The organism is Streptomyces avidinii (assembly GCF_014650695.1).
GTDB lineage: Bacteria > Actinomycetota > Actinomycetes > Streptomycetales > Streptomycetaceae > Streptomyces > Streptomyces avidinii.
The window spans coordinates 378,854-396,466 of sequence record NZ_BMVL01000005.1 but is presented as its reverse complement, the minus strand read 5'-3'; the positions used below and the strand labels follow the sequence as shown (position 1 = coordinate 396,466).

Genomic DNA, 17,613 nt, shown 5'->3' with positions numbered 1-17,613 from the left:
GCCGTCAGCCGATCTGGAGCTTGCCGGAGCGGTAGATGGGCATGTACCGCAGTTCCTCGACGAGTTGCTCGGCCCGGACGCGGGCGGCTGTGACCCTCGCCTGCGCCTCACCGTGCAGTTCGCGTCCCGCGGCGATCTCGGCGTCCATCCGGTTGATCTCGCCCTTCTTGAAGTAGTTGCGGATCCTGCCGCCGCTGCGCAGTCCGGCCAGTTCCTGCCCCTGTTCGTCGAGCTGCCGCTCGACGGCGCGCACGTGCTCCTCGCCGTGGCGGACGATGCCCTCGTCGAGGTAGTGCAGCAGGGCGAAGATCATGGGGTGGTGCAGGTTCTGCGGGTCCACGAGCGCCGGGTCCACCGTGACGGGCGAGGCGCCGCCGAAGCTGCCGAGCTGGACGGGGCAGAGCATCGCCGTGACGCCTTCGGCGTCGATTACCTTGACCAGCTTGGAGAGGTTGCGCGCGGTCTTCTCCAGTGCCTCGTGGGTGGGCAGTCCGGAGATCGCCCCCAGCAGGTCGGCCTTGGTGACCAGCACGACGATCGAGGGCGAGGGCTCGCCCCGCTGCCGCCGCCGGTCGCAGAGGTTGGAGATGGCCCGGGAGAACCGGGCGATCTTCATCGGGTCGGCGGCGGGGTTGAGGTGGGCCGGGGTGTCGTCGGCGACCCAGCGGCCCACGTGCTGCCCGTCCAGGACGAGGAAGATGCTGTCGGAGCGCTCCAGGCGTTCGGCCAGGGCGGGGATGTCGGCGGGGGCGCCGTCGCCGCCGCGCTCGGTGGCCGCCCCGCCGCGGAAGTCCTGGCAGTCGAAGTCGACCAGCGAGGTCACACCGTGCCGCAGGACGAACTCGTAGTCGATCGGGTCCTCGTTGTTCGGCGCCGGCAGTCTGCCGTCCGCGCACAGCTTCTCCCAGGCCTCGGCGAGGTCGAGGTCGGTGTCCGGGTCGGTGGCGTACATGAAGTAGCCGCGCAGGCCCATCGAGAGCGTGGCGTACATGCCGTGCAGGTAGGTGGTCTTGCCGGAGCCTGGGGCACCCAGCATGGTCAGGGTGATCCGGTGGTCGCTCATGCGTGGAGTTCTCCCGTTTCGGTGGCGCGGGGTTTCGCGGCAGCGGGCTCAGAAGCAGGGGACGCCCTCCAGCAGGCCGGCGAGGCGTTCGGCCGGTTCGAAGAGGGGTTCCAGTTGCTCGTACTCGGCCTGTGCGGCGCGTTCGTGACGGGCGCTGATCTCGGCCCAGGAGCTCTCCTCCTTCCACCAGCTGGAGATCCGGTCCCAGGCGGTGTCGTTGGCGGCCGCGCGCCGCGCGGAGGCGAGGGAGTCCTCGAAGGAGGAGTGCAGCGCCAGCCCCCGGCCGACGATCCCGTAGTGCAGGCTCCACAGCACCGGGACGGCCACGTTGACCGGTTCGGGCCCGCAGGCCACCAGTGCCACGGCGCCGCGCAGGTGCTGGGTCCGGGCAACTCCTGCGATCAGGGCGTCGAAGGGCTCGACGAGCCGCTCCATCAGTCCCGGCCGCCCCAGGTCGAGCAGGTCGCTCTTGGTGAACGCGAGGACGAGCGGGGTGAGCTGGTCGCCGCGGGCCTCCAGCGCCCGCTGGACCAGGACGGTCATCCGGCGCGTGTAGCGGTGGGACGCGCTGTCATGCAGGAGCTGGTGGGCGTCGACGAACACGACGATGCCCTGGGCCGCGACGAGGTCCTGCTGGAGCTGCCCGGCCTGCTGGCTGTCGGCCTGGCGTTCCGTCAGGGCACCACCGCGGTAGTCGCGCCAGCGGAAGGGCAGCACGTCGCGGCCCTGGTACTGCAGCACGAACTCGAAGACCTGGCGCCTGCTGCTCATGCCGGGGTAGCGGCCGCGCAGCACGGACTCGGCGGCGGAGGTCAGCGCGCCGTGGACGTGCAGGTCGTCCGTGCGCAGGCTGAAGCCCTGGATGCCGTCGCGCATCGCGGCGTACATGAGTGAGACGTAGGTGGTCTTGCCTGCGGCGCTGTGGCCCAGCATGACGATGTCCATCGGGCTCCCTCGGCGTCGTGGGGACAGCAGGTGACAGGGCTGCGGGTGTCAGCGGTGCGGGGTGAAGCGGAATCCCAGGTCCCCGTCCGGGTTCAGATAGCGCCGGACGCGCCCGCCCGGGGCCGCCGCACCGTCCGTATCCGGTGGCTGCGCCGCCTCCGGGGATCCGGGCGGCCGCGTCGGCGGCAGGACGGCCAGGGCGCCGAGGACGACGGCGGACTTGGGGTCGGCGGTGAGCAGCGGCAGCCGCCCGGTCCGCTCGGCGATCAGGTCGGACACCCGCGGGGTGCGGCTGGCCCCGCCGGTCAGGACGATCTCGTGCACGTCCGCCGCGTCGAGCCCGGCGTCCGCGATGGTGGCCGCCAGCAGCTCGTAGCTACGGGTGAGCAGGGGCTCGGCGGCGGCGCGGTACTCGTGCGCCCGGATCAGGAAGGGCTGCGGGTAGCCGGGCACGGCGAGGTCCACCGAGCCGGTCTGCGAGAGGGCTTCCCGCGCGGCCGTCAACTCCCTGCCGAGCGCTGCGCGCCGGGCCGCGGCGGGCGGCCCGGGGTCGTCCCAGAGGGCGTGCCAGGGGTCGGGGTCGCGGTCGGCGGCCCGTTCGGCGAGGAGGTCGCGCAGGCACTCGTCGAGGTCCTCGCCGCCGAGGTAGGGGTCACCGCCGATGGCGACGGCGACGAACCCCTCGGCGGTGCGGCGCAGCACCGCGGTGTCGAAGGTGCCGCCGCCGAGGTCGTAGACGGCCACGGCGCCGCCCTCGGGCACCGCGTGGACCTGGCCGTGGTGCAGCGCCGCCGCCACCGGTTCGGGCAGGAAGCCGGGGTCGGCGATGCCTGCGAGGGCGGCGGCCTCGGCGAGCCTGCCGCGTTCGGCCGTGCCCCAGCGGGCGGGGTGGGTGAGGACGGTACGGGCGGGCGCGCGGCCCTCGTGCGCGGCGCGGGCCTCGGCGTACACGCGACGCAGGACCGCGGCGGCCAGTTCCGCGGCGGGGAGGGAGCGGCCGCCCAGCAGCACCGCCGGCTGCCGGGCCAGAGCCCGCTTGGGGGCGCGTTCCGCCTGGTCGGGATGGTGCACCGCGCGCTGCTGAGCGGCCCGGCCGGTCAGCAGGGCGCCGCTGTCGTCCAGGCAGACCAGGGCCGGCAGGCAACGGCTGTTCTCGATTTCCAGGGAGCGGGGTCCGACGGCACCCGCGGCATCCTCGTCCCCCAACATGGCTGCCGTCGTGAAACAGGTGCCGAAGTCGACGGCGAGCGACCACTCCCGCTCCCCTCGCCCCGCACGGGCGGTGCTCCTGCCGTTGGCCACGACTCCCCCTGGGTGACGTCGTCCCGCTCCCTGGCCCGGCGCGTCCTCGCCGGGAGCCCCATCGTGGCGCGGGGCGGCCGTCAGGAACCGGTCAGGTGAGGGAATGCGGGTGCACGCGCCGCCCGCCCCGGGGCCGCGCGGGTCCCGGCCGTTCGGAAATGCCGAGGTCATCACAACATGACTGGTCAGTAGGCAAGTTGGGGCGGGCCGCAGCCTGTGGTGCAGATGGGGAATGTCTCGCTCCACCCGCCCGTTTCGTCGCCTGATCCGGTCTGTCCATCTCATCCCCGGACAACTTCCGCGTGCGCTAAGTTCCTCGCACTGGCACCGCCCCGTGCACGAGCGGGCGTGAAAGCCGAGGGGGGCTCCCATGCGCACGCACACCCAGTCCAGTTCCAGGAACCACACGACGGCAGTGAGTCGTTGGCCGCAGGGCACACTCATGGCCAATCTGGCGGCCGACGACCGCGAGACGCTGATCGGCCTCGGCCGGGTCGTCTCGTACGGCGTCGGGGAGGTCCTCATACGGGAAGGAGGCCCCGAGACGACGGCCCTGCTGATCGCCTCGGGCTGCGTGAAGGTCTTCGGCGGCGCCGAGGACGGCGCCACCGTGCTGCTGGCCCTGCGCGTGCACGGCGAACTCGTCGGCGAGATCTCCGCGCTGGACGGCCAGCCGCGGTCCGCCACGGTGGTCGCGGTCCGACCCACCGTCACCCGGATCCTGACCGCCGCCGCCTTCCGCTCCTTCTTACGGGAGAGCCCGACCGCGGCGGAAGTCGTGCAGCGGTCGGTGGCGGGCAAGCTCCGCGGGGCCACGCGCCATCGCATCGACTCCAGCAGCGGGACCGCCACGGTCCGCCTCGCCCGCACCCTGGACAACCTGGTACGCAGCTACGCGCGCACCGTCCCGGAGGGACTGCGGATCGACGTACCGCTGAGCCACGCGGACCTCGCCGCCCTCGCCGGGATCTCCGACGCCAGCGTGCAGCGCGCCCTGCGCAGTCTGCGCGCCGCCGGCGCGGTGGCCACCAAGTACCGTGGTGTCATCGTCCGCGAGGCTGGCATCCTGCGGGCCATCGCCGGGCAGAGCGGCTGGCCGGCCGCGGACGAGGGCCTGCTGCCGGGCATCCCCGCCCCGCGCGGACCCCGGCCGCCCCGGCCCAAGCGGCCGCCGCTGGAACCGCGCCCGACCCGCGCCGAGCCTGCCACCGGCCCCTACAGCGCATCCCTGACCGCGCAGGGCCCGACGCCCGCTCCGGCGGCGCCGCCCGGCGAGGACGCCACCCTGCCCAGGACGGGCTGATCCCTTCATCCCGCCTTCCCGCCTTCTCAGTTCCGTGGTCTGCCTGTGGGACTTCGGCGACGCCCGCAGCGCCCGCCCGGCAACGCCCTGACTCTCCGACTCCCCGCCCTCGCCGACGGACTTCCCGTCGGCGAGGGCGGGGGGGCTAGCCGAGGCCCGCCGGCCTCTCCTCCCCGTCGGTCCACCAGACGCCCAGCCTCTGGCGGACGAGGAGCCAGCCGCCCTCGGAACCGCGGCGGAACTCCCAGTCGTACGGACCGCCCATGGAGTAGGGAGAAGAGGTCTGCCCACTCCCGGTCACGGCGACGAACCACATGTACCCGATGCCCGTCGCCCGGTCACCCTCCACCTGGAAGTCCATGTTCAGAATGTGGTGCTGAATGCTCGGGAAGTGCGCCTCCGCCTGCTCCACCTTCGCCCGGACCGCCTCCCTCCCCTGTATCTCTCCCCACGGCCCGAAGTCCAGCACCGCGTCCTCGGCCCAGCACTCGATCCAGGTCCGCCAGTCCTTGCGGTCCAGCGCCCGCCAACCGCGGATCATGAGCCGCCGCAGCGCTTCCTTGTCCTCCAGGACCCGCAGGCGGCGCAGCAGGTCCTCGTGCGTCCCGGCGCTCACTGCGCACTCGCAGCAGGACGGACGACGATCTCGTTGACGTCGACCCCGGCCGGCTGGGCCACGGCATAGGCAATGGCCCCTGCGATGGCGGACGCCGGCAGCGCCACGGCCCGGTACGCCTTCATGGCCTCCCTGGCGACAGGATCGGAGATCCCTTCGGCCAATTCGGACTCGGTCACGCCCGGAGAGACCAGAGTGACCCGGACGGAGCCGTCCGACTCCTGGCGCAGCCCTTCGGTGATCGCGCGGACGGCGTACTTGGTGGCGCAGTAGACGGCCGCGGTGGGCGACACCTCGTACGCGCCGACGGAGGCCACGTTCACGACGTGTCCGCCGCCCTGGGCGCGCATCACGGGCAGGGCGGCGGCGATCCCGTGCAGCACGCCCCGTACGTTCACGTCGATCATCCGGTCCCACTCGTCGACCTTCAGCGCGCCCAGCGGCGAGAGCGGCATCACGCCGGCGTTGTTGATCAGCACGTCCAAGCGGCCGTAGTGCTCCCGGGCGGCGGCCACGAAGGCGCGTACATCGGCGGCGTCGGTGACGTCCAACCGCCGGAAGACCGCGGTACCACCTGCCTCGCTGATCTCCCGGCCCAGCGCATCGAGCCGATCGGTGCGCCGCGCGCCCAGCAACAACCGGTGGCCGTCGGCAGCGAGCCGCCGGGCCGTCTCCTCCCCGATCCCGCTGCTGGCTCCGGTGATGGCCACGACCTTGGCTTCGTTCCTCATACCTGCTCTGCTCCTCGTTCGAAGCGGATGACTCCGCCCGACCGAGTCTGGGCACCGCGCGTCCGGCCAACCAGGACGCGGTGCACCCTGGCAACGCGCCTGCCCGCCCGCTAGGAAGGGACGCTGCCGAGCCAGAGCAGGTCACGGGCCCGGGTCATCGCCACGAAGAGCCTGCTGCGCAGGAGTTCCTCACGCTCCCGGGCCGTCTGCGGCGTCTGCGTACCACCCGCCGTCCCGGCCGGCGTCCCGGTCGCGATCACCGCGTCGTGCCGGGGCAGGAAGACGTTCTTGAACTCCAGGCCCTTGGCCCTGCGATAGGTGCCCAGCTTCACCGCGTCGACCGCACGGCCGTCGTAGTGCTCCAACTGGCACACCGGGAGCCCCGCCTGGGTGAGCAACCGCTGGTAGTGGCCGACGGCGCGCAGGGAGGGGCACAGCAGGGCGGTGTCGGCGAGCGCGCCGTCGGGCAGGGCACGCAGGGCGTCCAGGAGTTCCCCGTCGTGGGCGTCCACCGTGGGCCGGGTGACGCGTACGACGTCCCCGTCGTGGTAGGTGAGGTCGACGTCGCGGCGGCCGGGGGTGCGCTCGCCGTCGAGGTCCTCGAAGGCGTCGTCGGCCACGACGGTGAGGGCTGCGTCCAGGATCTGCTTGCTGTTGCGGTAGTTGGTGCGCAGCACCTGCCCGCGGTCGCCGCGGATGTCGATGCCCGCATCGGTGAGGCGGAAGCCACCCGGGTACACCGTCTGCTGGCCGTCGCCGACGAGCAGCAGACCGTTGGGCACATCGCCGACGAGCGCGTGCAGGAGACGCACCCGGAGGGCCCCCTCCAGGGCCGCACCGCGCAGCCCTTCCAGGTCGAACAGCCCGTCCGGGGAGCTCTGTCTCCGGCTCTCGGGCGGCGGCGGCAGCTCCTGGTCGACCGCGGACCCCCGATAGTGCGGGAACACCCGCTCCAGATGATCGGCGATCGCCCGGACCGACTCCGCCCGCAGCCTGTGCCGCTGCGACAGGAGCACGGGGCCGATCTCGTGTTCGCCCAGGAGCCGTATCCGGCCGAGGCTCGCGTCGCGGCGCTGCCCGGCGAACACCATGAGCGGCTGGACCGCCACCGGTGACATTCCCAGGGACGCCACCGCGCTCTCGGCAGCCCTGGTGGCGGCGAGCAGCCCGGCCGCCCGTCCCTCCCCCGGCTCGCCGTCGGCCGTGACGTGGATGACGAAGACACCGCCGGTCCCCACCAGCAGCATGTCCGCGTCGGCGGTCCGCGTCCGGGACCATTGGCGGTGGACGAGCAACCGCCAGCCGCGCGCGGTCAGTACCAACAGCTGCGCGAGGACCCGCTGTTCGCCCTCGCCGACCGCCTCCCACCGCAGGGCCTGCCGGCGGCCGGCCTGCCACTGCTCCCGGAGTAACCGCTCCTGCCGCCGCGCGTCCTGCGCCCGCTGCGACGATGCCCCGCCTGCCCCCATACCAGCCCCCTCGTACGCGGAGTGGCGATCGTAGAGCGGAACGCAACCGTTGCGGCAGGGCGCCTGCCGCCGCGAAGGAGGTTCAGTCCTGCCAGTAGAACAGCAGGGTGCGGACGTCCAACGGGGCGCGGGCGCCGAAGTAGTACACCTCCAGGCCGGCAACCCGGATCGAGCCGACGGCTTCGTCGATCCAGCGGAACCCGGCCGATTCGAGGGCGCGGCGCACGTCCGGATCCTCGTTCCAGTCGGCGGCGAACCGTCCGAGCGTGCTGATCCGCACCTCGCCGTCGCCCGCGCCGTAGCCGATCACGTCGTACGTACCGTCCCCCTGCTGGTTGGCCTCCCCGCAGGAGACCGGCGGCTCGGGCGCGAGGCCCGCGGCGGTGAGCGCGGCCGTGGCCCGCAGCAGCCGCTCGGCCGGGTCGGAAGGCGACGGCGGCTCCGCGCACAGGGCCTCGATCCGCCACCGCGGATCGCTGCCCTCCTGGCACCACTGCCCGTACTCGTGGACGATCGCCGCACGCAACTCCTCGTCCAGCCCGTCCACCTCGACGCGGGGCCGGCCCGACTCCGCGTACAGCCGCCGGGTCTCCGCGACGTCATCTGTCATCCGGTACAGCGCGTACACGGCCCACAGCTTCGCCTCCTCGGTCGGCGCCCCGTCGAGGTAGCCGCGCAGCCGTTCGGGGTCGGCCAGGAACTCCTGGGCGCGGTACGCGACGGTGCGGTCGGGGTCCGCGAGTGCGGCGGTGACGTCCTCGCCTGCGTGGTGGCGCAGACGGACGCCGGTGGAGCGGTCCTCGGGGCGGCTCTCGTCGAGTCCGGCCAGCACCGCCTCGGCCCCGTACCGGGCGGCCAGTCGGTCGAGCGCCGTCTCGCCGATCTCCCGCCGGTGGCGCCACGGGCTGAAGGCGAGCGCCGCCAGGGCGCCCGCCGCCGTAAGGTCTCCCAGCGCGCCACGGGCCCCCAGGACCGCCTCGGCCATGCCGTACGAGCTGTCCTGCTGCCGGTCCTCGTGCCGCAGCCAGGGCAGCAGCTCAGGGCGGTCCGCGAGCAGTTTCAGCAGCGCGATGCGCACTTCGCTCACATCACCGGTGTCCTGGACACGCACGATCAAGTCGGCCACGCGCCGCTCCGGCACCCGTCCGTCCAGCGCCTCGACGCAGGCTCGACGGCGCCACCACGGCTGCGCCGTGTCGGCCACGCACTTCACGAGGGCGTCCGCGTCGCACCCACGCAGCCCCGCGGTGTCGGTCCGCCCGGCCTCCGGGCTCAGCATCTTGATCGTCTTCGGCATCCCGGGATGCTACCCGGTGGCGCCGGACCGCCTCCGCCGAATATTGCTCATGAACTACGGCTGCGCATTCAGTAACCCTCTGTGTTTACCGGCCCGGTTTTCGGTAACAAGATGTAGTAACAGGCAGTCAATTACCGACGGAAGGCAGGAACATGAACCTCGTTACCGTGCTCATCCTCGTCGCGGTCCTGGTAATTGTCGGCCTGCTGATCGCGGCCCCCAGCGCCAACGTACGGCGCAACCCCTTCCCGGGCCGCCGACAGCGTGCCGACCACCGCCGCTCGGGCGCTCCCCGGTCGGCACGGGTACCGGGACAGCGGGGCGTCCAGCACCACGCGCGGTGACCGTCAGGCCGGCGGCGGGGCGGGCCCTGCGTGAGGATCCGGGCAGCGGCCAACTCCTCGCGGGAGGCCTGCTCGGCCAGGTCCAGGTAGCCGTACGCGTCGTCGCCGACCGGGATCCGCAGCGGTGTGGGTCCCTGCGCCGCGACGATGTCGAGGACCCGCGCGGCGAAGTCCTCGGGGCGCCCGGTCTCGGGGTTCTCCGCGAGACCGCGGGCGCCCTCCAGCATCTCGCGGTTGGTCACGTCGTAGGCCGGGATCCGGGGCCGGCCGGGCCGAGCCGGGGCGGGACCACCGCGGCCCGGCGGCCGGCCGTCAGACGGATTCGGTCGCGAAGAGCTCCAGGTGGGCGCAGTGCGGGCAGCGGTACGCCTCGATGCGCCGCCGGGGCCTGCCCAGCCGCCTGGCACCGCCGAACAGGCCGCGTTCCAGCGGCCCGGCGATCCAGCGTGCGTACCCCCGGGCCCCCTCCCCGGCGTCCTCGACGAAACCCGGCTCCAGGCCGACGCCACCGCAGTAGGTACATCTCATCGCGTCCACGGGCCGAGTGTAGGAAGCGGCCCGTGGCCGCGACGCACCCGCCCACCCCTGCCCTGCCGCCCGGCACGGCCCGTGCCGGCAGCCGGACCGGCACCGGGTGAGGAACTTCACCGCGGGGCACGCCCCGGGCGACGGCCCGCGTTGCTAGATTGTCCGGCGGCCGGTCCTGGGCCCCGGACGAGATGCGCCGTACCCGGTTACGCACGACGACGCGCGAGGTGCTGCACGAGCAGCGCCGACCGCTGTCCGCACCCGGGCAGCGTCCTCGTCGAGCAAGATGGGCCGAACACGATGACCGTGCCACTCACCCGCAGCCTGTACCGGACGACCGCGCACGCCGCCGGGGGCCGCACCGGATCCGTCCGCACGGACGACGGACGTCTGGACGTCCGCCTCGCCCCGCCGCGCAAGAAGGTGCCCGGTACCACCAACCCCGAGCAGCTGTTCGCGGCCGGTTTCGCCGCCTGCTTCACCTCCGCCCTCGCGGAGGTCGCCGCCGAGTTCGGGGCGGACGCCTCCGCCGCACGCGTGGCCTGCGAGGTGCAGCTCGGCACCACGGACACGCCCGCGGGCTACGGCCTCGCGGTGACGCTCACCGTCGGCCTGCCCGGCTGGCGGGCGGCCGACCTCCAGCCCCTGCTGCACCGGGCCGACGCGGTCTGCCCGTACTCGCAGGCCGTACGCGGCAACGTACCGCTGACGCTCCTGGCCGTGGACGTGGACGGGGCCGCCACCGATGACCTCGTCTGAGTCGGGCCCGGCCGAACCCGTCGGGCACGTCGGGCACGTCGGGCACGTCGGGGACCTGCCGGACGGCCCCGGCGTCCCGGTGCCCGAGCACGGCGCCTGGCTGCGGCGCGGCATCAGCCGCAACGGCGGCCCCCTCGTCGAGGACCGCGAAGTGGTGTGGCTGCAGGCCGGGTCGTACTACGCCGACAGCCGGGGCTTCGCCGGTACGACGTCCTTCGACGGCTCCCGGGTGCACTTCCACCACCTCACGGGCGAGCCCGGTGAGGACGCCGGCACCTTCCGGTGGGACGGTGCGAACCTCGTCGAGCGGGGCACCAACCCGGACGGCTCCACCTTCCTGGAGGTCTGGACCCCGCTGCCCGCCGCCGGCGACGACGCCTGCGGCTCCTGGTCGGGCCCGGACCACCACGTGGTGCGCGTCGGCCGCCACGTGGTGCACGTCGATTCCCGCACCGGTACGTACTGGCGGCTGTAGGTCGTCTCTTTCGGATCTTGCCCGACCCTCCCTCGCGGGCCACGGCATACTGAGAAGCGGACGGTGTCGGCAGCCACGCCGAACAAAGCGGTAAGCGGTAAGGGGAGGCCCCCGGGTGACGCAGCTCTTCTTCGACAGCGGGGACCTCGCAGCCACCGAGGCCTTCCTGTCCGCGGCCTACACCCCCATGCAGATCGGCGGACGTCCCTCCGACACCCGGGCGCGGATCTCCCGTACAGCGGTCGGCGGGCTCAGCGTGGACCGTCTGTCGTTCGGCTACACGATGGGCTACGACGCGGGCTGCCTGGGCAAGGTGTGCCTGGTCACGATGCACAGCGGCAGCATCGTGGACACCACGGGCGGCCGCGAGGAGATCTTCGGTCCCGGCCAGACGTTCCTCCTCGCACCTCACGACCGGCCGTACGAGGGGCAGGTCCGCGCAGCCCGGTGCACGATCACGATGTTCGACCCCCACCTGCTGAACCGGGTCGCCTCCCTCCCGGGGGACAAGGACGTGCGGATCACCGGGGCCCGGCCGGTCGGTCCGGCCGAGAACAGGCGGCTCGGCGCCGCCGTCGCCTATCTCCGCGACCACGTCCTCGACGAATCCGCCGCTTGCGACGACGACGAAGGCGGACTGCTGGTGTCCACCGCCGTCCAGCACCTGGCAGCCACGGTGCTCAAGACCCTGCCGAACAACGCCCGGACGGACAGGGCCACCCCTCGGGACACGCGCGACGCGCACAGCGACACCCTGCGCCGCGCCGTCTCGTTCATCGAGGCCAATGCCCACCGGGACATCACGCTCGCCGACATCGCCGCTTCCGTCCCGGTCACGCCGCGCGCGGTCCAGTACGCCTTCACCCGCCACGCCGGCACCACGCCGCTCGGCCACCTCCGCCGCGTCCGGCTGGACCGCGCCCACGCCGAACTCCGCGCCGCCGAGCCGTCCGGCACCACGACCGTCGCCGCCGTCGCCGGCCGGTGGGGCTTCGCCCATCAGGGCCGCTTCGCCGCCGCCTACCGTCAGGCGTACGGCGTGGCGCCCTCCGTCACCCTCAGAACCGGCGGACCCCGCTGACCCGATCGGGCCGCGGTCAGGGCGCCGTGCGGGTCGTCCCGTGGCCCCTCTCGCCCGTCTCGCCGCTCTCGGGGCCACTGAGGTTGAACAGCAGGTCGGCGCCCGTGATGGACAGCAGACGCAAGAACTGCGGGCCGGGGTCGGCGAGGATCAGGGTGCGCCCGTTCGACTCGCACAACAGGCGTGCGCGCAGCAGGGCGTTGAGGCCGGCGGAATCGCAGAACGCGAGCCGCGTGAGATCCACGACCACCCGCTCCGGAGCGCCGGGATCGGAGCACGCTCCCAGGAGCACGCTGTTCAACGCGTCGACACGGTCGAGGTCGAGGTCACCGGTGACGGTGACCACGGTGCGGTCGATGCGTGTGACGACCGTGACGCTGTGCGGACCGCGGCCGGCCGGCGGATTCATCTCGGACCTCCCGTAGATCCACGGGTGGACCTCCCTCGGCGACCACCCGGGCCCGACGTTATCCGGGCCCGAGGCGGCGCACAGCCGCGGAAACGAAGAACCGCAGGTGTTCGTTTGACGGACAAGGCGCCCCGGCCCGGAAGGGGCCGACCGTCAGGGCAGCAGGCCCGCCGGGAGGTATTCCGCGTACGTGGAGGCCGGCCGGCCGGTCGCCTGGCGGACGAGGTCCCCGATGGGATCGGCGGCCTCCGCCGGGTCGGCCACAGGCGTGCCGAGGCGGGCGGCGACATCCTTGCGGAGTGTCGGGAGCAGGGCGTAGAGGCGGTCACCGGGACAGGAGGTGGCGTTGAAGTCGCGGTGGCCGTAGATCTCCGACGCGGGCAGGCCGTACTGGTCGCAGATGTGGGCGCACAGATCGGCCAGCGCCGCGTACTGCGCCGCCGGCGGGACCTGCGAAGTGTAGGTTCCCTCGTTCTCGATGCCGATCGACACCGTGTTCTGGCCGACGCAGTGCGCCGCCCGCACCTGGCGGGCACCGGTGCGCAGCTCCGCCAGACTGCTGTGGCGTCCCTCCAGTACGAACGCCCCGCGGCTGACGGTGAAATGCTGCCCCGTGTCGATCCAGCCCTGCGCGTCCATGTGGTACGTCTGGATCGCGCGGGCGAGGGCGAAGGCGCGCTGCTTGGAGTAGTCCGTCACGTTCGCCGTGGCCGTGTGGTGGACGATGATCCGCTCCGGGCCGTTGGCCAGGACGACGACGGGTTCGGACGCCGCCCGCGCACCCCAGGCGGTGCAGCCGATGATGTCCGGTGCGGCAGCGGAGTACGCCCGCCCCGCCGCGGCGAGCGGCAGTGCCGCGCCGGCGGCCAGGGCGAAGGCGCCCGTGAGGATCGACCGGCGGGTGCGGGGGGCCGCGGCGGCGCGCGCCGACGGCTGGTGCAGTGCGGAGAAGGTCATGCCGCGCCATTGAAGGGGACCGCGGCTCCACCGGCCGCGCAGACACACCGCGCACCCCCCGGACTGTCCCCGACCGGCCCCGCCCGCCCCGGGGCTGACGGATCGAGAACTGCGGTCAGCCGGAGCCGGAGGACGGGGCCGGCTTCGCCACCGACAGGGGCTCGGCGATCTCCTCCAACGAGCGCCGTTCGGCCTTGACCGCCAGGAATGCCGCCACGAGACCGGCGGCGCACATCAGCGCGGCGCCGATCCGGAAGGCGAGCGCCGTGTCGCCGACCACACCCGACTCGGTCAGGTCGGCGAAGATCAGCGGGCCGCTGATGCCGCCCGCCGCGGTGCCGAGGGCGTAGAAGAAGGCGATGGCCATGGCGCGGGTCTCCATGGGGAACACCTCCGAGACGGTCAGGTACGCGCTGGAGGCTCCCGCCGATGCGAAGAACAGCACCACGCACCAGCAGACCGTCATCGTCGTCGCCGTGAGCGAACCCCGGTCGAACAGCCAGGCCGTACCGAACAGGAGCACACCCGAGAGCAGGTAGGTGGAGGAGATCATGATCCGGCGCCCGACCGTGTCGAACAGCTTCCCGAGCAGCAGGGGGCCGAGGAAGTTGCCGGCGGCGATCACGGCGAAGTAGTAGCCGGTCTGTCCCGTCGGCACGTCGAAGAACGTGGTGAGGATGGTGCCGAATCCGAAGGTGATGGCGTTGTAGAGGAACGCCTGCCCGATGAAGAGCGACAGGCCGAGGATCGCGCGCCGCGGGTAGCGGCCGAAGACCGTCCTGGCGATCAGGCCGAAGCCGATGCTCTTGCGCTGGTGGATGGTGATCTCACCGGCGGGCGGCGGGAGGCGCTCGCCCTTCTCCTCCTCGATCTGCTGCTCGACGGACGACACCAGCTCCTCGGCGTCCTCCGCCCTGCCGTGGATGAACTGCCAGCGTGGACTCTCGGGAACGTGCCGGCGTACGAGCAGGATGACCAGGCCGAGGACGACCCCGAGGGCGAAGCTGAGCCGCCAGCCGAGGTTCTGGGGGAAGATGTCGGTGTCGAGCATCACCACGGACAGCAGGGCGCCGCCGATCGCTCCCAGCCAGTAGCTGCCGTTGATGATGAGGTCGACCCGGCCCCGGTACAGGGACGGGATCAGTTCGTCGATCGCCGAGTTGATGGCCGCGTACTCGCCGCCGATGCCGAACCCGGTGAGGAAGCGGAAGAGGAAGAACCACCAGGACTCGAACGACAGCGCGGTCATCGCGGTCGCGCCCAGGTAGACGGCCAGGGTCACCATGAAGAGCTTCTTGCGGCCGTAACGGTCCGTCAGCCAGCCGAAGAACAACGCCCCGGAGCACGCACCCGCCACGTAGAGGGCGGCCGCGACACCGGTGACCTGGGCGGCGGTGATGTCGAGGCCGCTGCCTTCCTCGGCGAGCCGGCCGGCGACATTGCCGACGATGGTGACCTCGAGCCCGTCGAGGATCCAGACGGTGCCGAGGCCGATCACGATCATCCAGTGCCACCGGGACCACGGCAGACGGTCGAGACGGGCGGGCACGGCTGTGGTGACCGTGCCCGTGCCGGCCGGCACGGAGTCCTCCGGTGCTGAGGCGGCGGATGCCATCGCTTCCTGTTCCCTCCTGCTCGATCGTCCCCCGTCCTGCCGGGTGCCCGCGAACCGACCGGCCATGCGGCCCCGGCCGAGGACGGCTGCCCGTACGGGCCCATGCACCGCACGACCCGGCCGACGGCAGGCTCCCGGCTTGCCGCAGCCCGCGGCCGCACCGCCCGCGACACACCTGCCGCGACCCGTACACGCGCGTCCTCGGCCGGCGGCACAACTGTCAGTGGTGGCGGTTAGGTTCGAGGTGTTGAACGAGCCGTTTTCCGACAGGAGTGGACGATGATCGAGAGCAGTGCTCTGCCTGCGCTCAGAGTGGTGCTGACAGACGTCAACGAGCGTGTGGTGGAGGCGTGGCGAGCCGCGTTCGCGGACACCCCCGGCATCGAGATCCGCCGGGGCTCGATCCTCGATCAGGACGTCGATGCCTGGGTCACCCCGACGAACTCCCGGGGCCGGATGGACGGTGGGGCCGACGCCGTCATCAAGCGGTACCTCGGATCCGGCATCCAGCTGCGTGTGCAGCGGGCGATTCGCGATCGGTTCGCCGGGGCCATGCCGGTGGGCAGCGCCGTCTGCGTGCCGTCGGGGGCGGCCGTGCCCCGGTTCCTGATATCGACGCCGACCATGGTGCAGTCCTCGCAGAACGTGAGCGCCACGCTGAATGTGGCCCTGGCGTGCGCCGCCGCGTTCCAGGCGGTCCACCGGCAGAACCGGAAGGCGCCGGGCAGCATCCGCTCCGTGGCACTGGTCGGGATGGGAGCGCAGACCGGCCGGGTGCCGGCCAGGGTGTGCGCCAACCTGATGTGGACCGGCTACACGCTCTTCCACGACCACTGGTTCGAGGACGACGACGAGCTGCGCGCCACCATCGTCGCGCAGCTGGCAGGCATCGAGAAGCGCCCGGTCGAGGAGCGCATACGCATCGTGCCCCCGAAGACCCCTGCCCCTGTTCCCGCCCCGGTTCCGGACGGCGACCCTGCCGGCCAGAGCCCTGCCACGACCTCGCCCACGCCCACGCCCACGCCCACGCCCACCGAAGGGTCCTCCCCCGTGACCGACGCGAACGACGCCCTGGCCCTCGCCGAGCTCTTCGACGGCGGCGGTGAGCCCTGGCTCCCGCTCCTGAAGCCCGTCATCGAGGCGCAGCCGGACGCCGCCCGCTTCATCGGGAAGGGCCGCAGCCCCGAGGTCGTCCCGGTCCGTGAGCTGACCTTCCAGGCGCTCAAGCCCCACGCACCGCACCAGTGGAAGGTGGTCGTCTTCGGTCAGAATCCGTACCCGCGTCCGGAGAGCGCGACCGGCATCGCCATGTTCGACAACACCTTCAACGACTGGAAGGACAGTCAGTTCGGCAGGGTCGTCAGCATCCGCTGCATCATCAAGGCGGCGGCGATGTGGAAGTACGGCATAGCCAAGAAGACTCCGATCGCCGATGTCCGCGCGCTGTTGAAGGAGCGGGAGACGGTCCAGCCGCCGGAGTGGTTCCAGGCGATGCTCACGCAGGGCGTCCTGCTGCTGAACGCCTCGCTCACCGCCAGTGGCGACGGAGCGATGGGTGCCGACCGGCACACGGCGTTCTGGCGGCCCGTCGCCGAGCGGATCGTCGAGGAGATCCTCAAGGCCAAGCAGGACGCCGCCGAGGAGGACCGCGGGGTCGTGTTCGCCTGGTGGGGGGCGCACGCCCGCAACCTCAAGAAGGTCGTCGTGCGGCTCCAGGAGAAGTACCCGGACGTCGAGGTCCGGCACATCGACCACGCGAACCCGGCGGCGCAGGGCGACATCTTCTGCGAGGGCGACCACTTCGCCATGGTGAACGAGGCCCTGGCATCGCTGGGTGCCGACGGGATCGACTGGCTGCCGAGCAAGGGGTGGAACGAGGTGGCGGCCGGTGCGGCCGATGCGGGTGATGCGGGTGATGCCGGCGGTACCGGTGGTGCGGACGCGGGTGTCGCGGCGCGGATGGGCGCCTTCATCGAGTCGACCATGAACCTGCACCAGCTGTACCTGGAGCGGCTCACCAGCGTCAAGGACGAGGGCCTGGTCCTCCCCGCGATCACCGGTGTGTTCGATACCCCGCTGATGGACTTCCAGGACGCCGTCGCACCGGTCTCCGCGACGCTGTCCGGGCTCGCCGGACACATCGACCGCTCACGGGACTTCGGCAAGCGGCGGGCGGACGAGACGTCCGGCGGCCTGTCCGCCGACGCGATCGCCGCGCTCCACCTCTACACCTGCGAGTCCGCGTTCTACCGCGAGATCAACGCGGTCCTGCGCTCCCCGGACCGCACCAGGGTCACGCCGTACCTGCCGTACCTGCGCCTGCTGTTCTCGGCGGTCTCCGGACTGCCCGCCCACACGAAGCCGCTGTGGCGCGGTGTGTCGCTGGACCTGCGGGCGCAGTACCCCGTGGGCCGGACGGTGACCTGGTGGGGCGTGTCCTCGTGCACCTCCGAGCTGAGCGTGGCCCGGTCCTTCCTGGGCAGCCGCGGCAAGCGGACGCTCTTCGAGGTGACGCCCGCCCACGCGGTCGGGATCAAGAGGTTCTCCGCCTTCACCGGGGAGGAGGAGTACATCCTCGCGCCGGGCACCCAGCTCAAGGTGACGGACGTGAAGAGCGAGCGCGGCGGGCTGTGCACGGTCAGGCTGACGGAAGCGGACGCCGCTCCCGTGGTGTCCTGACCCGCCCGCCACCGTCAGGCCGCACGTATGCCGCGTACGG

Annotated in this window: 17 protein-coding genes and 1 riboswitch; of the genes, 5 read left to right on the top strand and 12 right to left on the bottom strand. The window is 72.4% G+C overall.

Annotated elements, in window-relative coordinates; translation table 11 throughout:
• Positions 1 to 4: 4 nt before the first annotated feature.
• From IE257_RS15535 to IE257_RS15525, 3 genes are read right to left on the bottom strand one after another with little or no spacing between them, the layout of a single operon-like run.
• On the bottom strand, positions 5 to 1,063 hold the full coding sequence (locus IE257_RS15535; RefSeq protein ID WP_189968912.1) for a hypothetical protein: 1,059 nt from the start codon (positions 1,061 to 1,063) through the stop codon (positions 5 to 7).
• A 48-nt stretch (positions 1,064 to 1,111) separates the two neighbouring features.
• A complete protein-coding gene (locus IE257_RS15530; RefSeq protein WP_189968910.1) occupies positions 1,112 to 2,008 on the bottom strand; it encodes a TRAFAC clade GTPase domain-containing protein in 897 nt (298 codons plus the stop codon).
• Positions 2,009 to 2,056: 48 nt separating this feature from the next.
• Positions 2,057 to 3,310 carry an Hsp70 family protein gene (locus IE257_RS15525; RefSeq protein ID WP_189968908.1) on the bottom strand — a complete coding sequence of 418 codons (1,254 nt, stop codon included), beginning with the start codon at positions 3,308 to 3,310 and terminating at the stop codon, positions 2,057 to 2,059.
• Positions 3,311 to 3,752: 442 nt separating this feature from the next.
• On the opposite strand from IE257_RS15525, the gene IE257_RS15520 reads away from it, so the two are divergent.
• Positions 3,753 to 4,613: a Crp/Fnr family transcriptional regulator gene (locus IE257_RS15520; protein ID WP_189968906.1), complete on the top strand. Its 861-nt coding sequence runs from the start codon at positions 3,753 to 3,755 to the stop codon at positions 4,611 to 4,613.
• A gap of 145 nt (positions 4,614 to 4,758) precedes the next feature.
• Here IE257_RS15520 and IE257_RS15515 read toward each other — a convergent pair whose 3' ends face one another.
• From IE257_RS15515 to IE257_RS15490, 6 genes are all read right to left on the bottom strand, one after another.
• Positions 4,759 to 5,229: a nuclear transport factor 2 family protein gene (locus IE257_RS15515; RefSeq protein WP_268251407.1), complete on the bottom strand. Its 471-nt coding sequence runs from the start codon at positions 5,227 to 5,229 to the stop codon at positions 4,759 to 4,761.
• Positions 5,226 to 5,960: an SDR family oxidoreductase gene (locus IE257_RS15510; protein ID WP_189968904.1), complete on the bottom strand. Its 735-nt coding sequence runs from the start codon at positions 5,958 to 5,960 to the stop codon at positions 5,226 to 5,228. The genes IE257_RS15515 and IE257_RS15510 overlap by 4 nt, the downstream gene beginning before the upstream one ends.
• Positions 5,961 to 6,070: 110 nt before the next feature.
• Positions 6,071 to 7,429, bottom strand: a complete 1,359-nt coding sequence (locus IE257_RS15505) for a 3'-5' exonuclease (protein WP_229920380.1) — start codon at positions 7,427 to 7,429, stop codon at positions 6,071 to 6,073.
• Between the two features lie 82 nt (positions 7,430 to 7,511).
• Complete coding sequence (locus IE257_RS15500) at positions 7,512 to 8,726, bottom strand: hypothetical protein (protein ID WP_189968902.1); 1,215 nt, start codon at positions 8,724 to 8,726, stop codon at positions 7,512 to 7,514.
• A gap of 127 nt (positions 8,727 to 8,853) precedes the next feature.
• The gene (locus IE257_RS38260) at positions 8,854 to 9,312 is read right to left on the bottom strand and encodes a hypothetical protein (RefSeq protein ID WP_229920379.1); all 459 of its coding nucleotides are present in this window, start codon (positions 9,310 to 9,312) and stop codon (positions 8,854 to 8,856) included.
• 70 nt (positions 9,313 to 9,382) lie between these two features.
• Entirely contained in the window at positions 9,383 to 9,598 is a 216-nt protein-coding gene (locus tag IE257_RS15490; protein WP_132754741.1) for a hypothetical protein, read from the bottom strand.
• A gap of 162 nt (positions 9,599 to 9,760) precedes the next feature.
• Positions 9,761 to 9,823, top strand: a riboswitch (guanidine-III (ykkC-III) riboswitch).
• 75 nt (positions 9,824 to 9,898) lie between these two features.
• On the opposite strand from IE257_RS15490, the gene IE257_RS15485 reads away from it, so the two are divergent.
• The 3 genes from IE257_RS15485 (at position 9,899) to IE257_RS15475 (ending at position 11,913) form a co-directional block, all read left to right on the top strand.
• Positions 9,899 to 10,357: an Ohr family peroxiredoxin gene (locus IE257_RS15485; protein WP_189968899.1), complete on the top strand. Its 459-nt coding sequence runs from the start codon at positions 9,899 to 9,901 to the stop codon at positions 10,355 to 10,357.
• Positions 10,344 to 10,832 carry a hypothetical protein gene (locus tag IE257_RS15480; RefSeq protein ID WP_189968897.1) on the top strand — a complete coding sequence of 163 codons (489 nt, stop codon included), beginning with the start codon at positions 10,344 to 10,346 and terminating at the stop codon, positions 10,830 to 10,832. Before IE257_RS15485 ends, IE257_RS15480 begins: the two co-directional genes overlap by 14 nt.
• Positions 10,833 to 10,947: 115 nt before the next feature.
• Positions 10,948 to 11,913 carry a helix-turn-helix transcriptional regulator gene (locus tag IE257_RS15475; protein WP_189968895.1) on the top strand — a complete coding sequence of 322 codons (966 nt, stop codon included), beginning with the start codon at positions 10,948 to 10,950 and terminating at the stop codon, positions 11,911 to 11,913.
• Between the two features lie 16 nt (positions 11,914 to 11,929).
• Here the strand turns inward: IE257_RS15475 and IE257_RS15470 are convergent, their stop codons facing one another.
• From IE257_RS15470 to IE257_RS15460, 3 genes are all read right to left on the bottom strand, one after another.
• Entirely contained in the window at positions 11,930 to 12,322 is a 393-nt protein-coding gene (locus IE257_RS15470) for an STAS domain-containing protein (RefSeq protein ID WP_189968893.1), read from the bottom strand.
• Between the two features lie 153 nt (positions 12,323 to 12,475).
• The gene (locus tag IE257_RS15465) at positions 12,476 to 13,279 is read right to left on the bottom strand and encodes a peptidoglycan recognition protein family protein (protein WP_189968892.1); all 804 of its coding nucleotides are present in this window, start codon (positions 13,277 to 13,279) and stop codon (positions 12,476 to 12,478) included.
• 115 nt (positions 13,280 to 13,394) lie between these two features.
• Complete coding sequence (locus IE257_RS15460) at positions 13,395 to 14,894, bottom strand: MFS transporter (RefSeq protein WP_189968890.1); 1,500 nt, start codon at positions 14,892 to 14,894, stop codon at positions 13,395 to 13,397.
• A gap of 279 nt (positions 14,895 to 15,173) precedes the next feature.
• Here IE257_RS15460 and IE257_RS15450 point away from each other — a divergent pair, with 279 nt between their 5' ends.
• Positions 15,174 to 17,573 carry an ADP-ribosyltransferase domain-containing protein gene (locus IE257_RS15450; RefSeq protein WP_229920378.1) on the top strand — a complete coding sequence of 800 codons (2,400 nt, stop codon included), beginning with the start codon at positions 15,174 to 15,176 and terminating at the stop codon, positions 17,571 to 17,573.
• Positions 17,574 to 17,613: the final 40 nt, after the last annotated feature.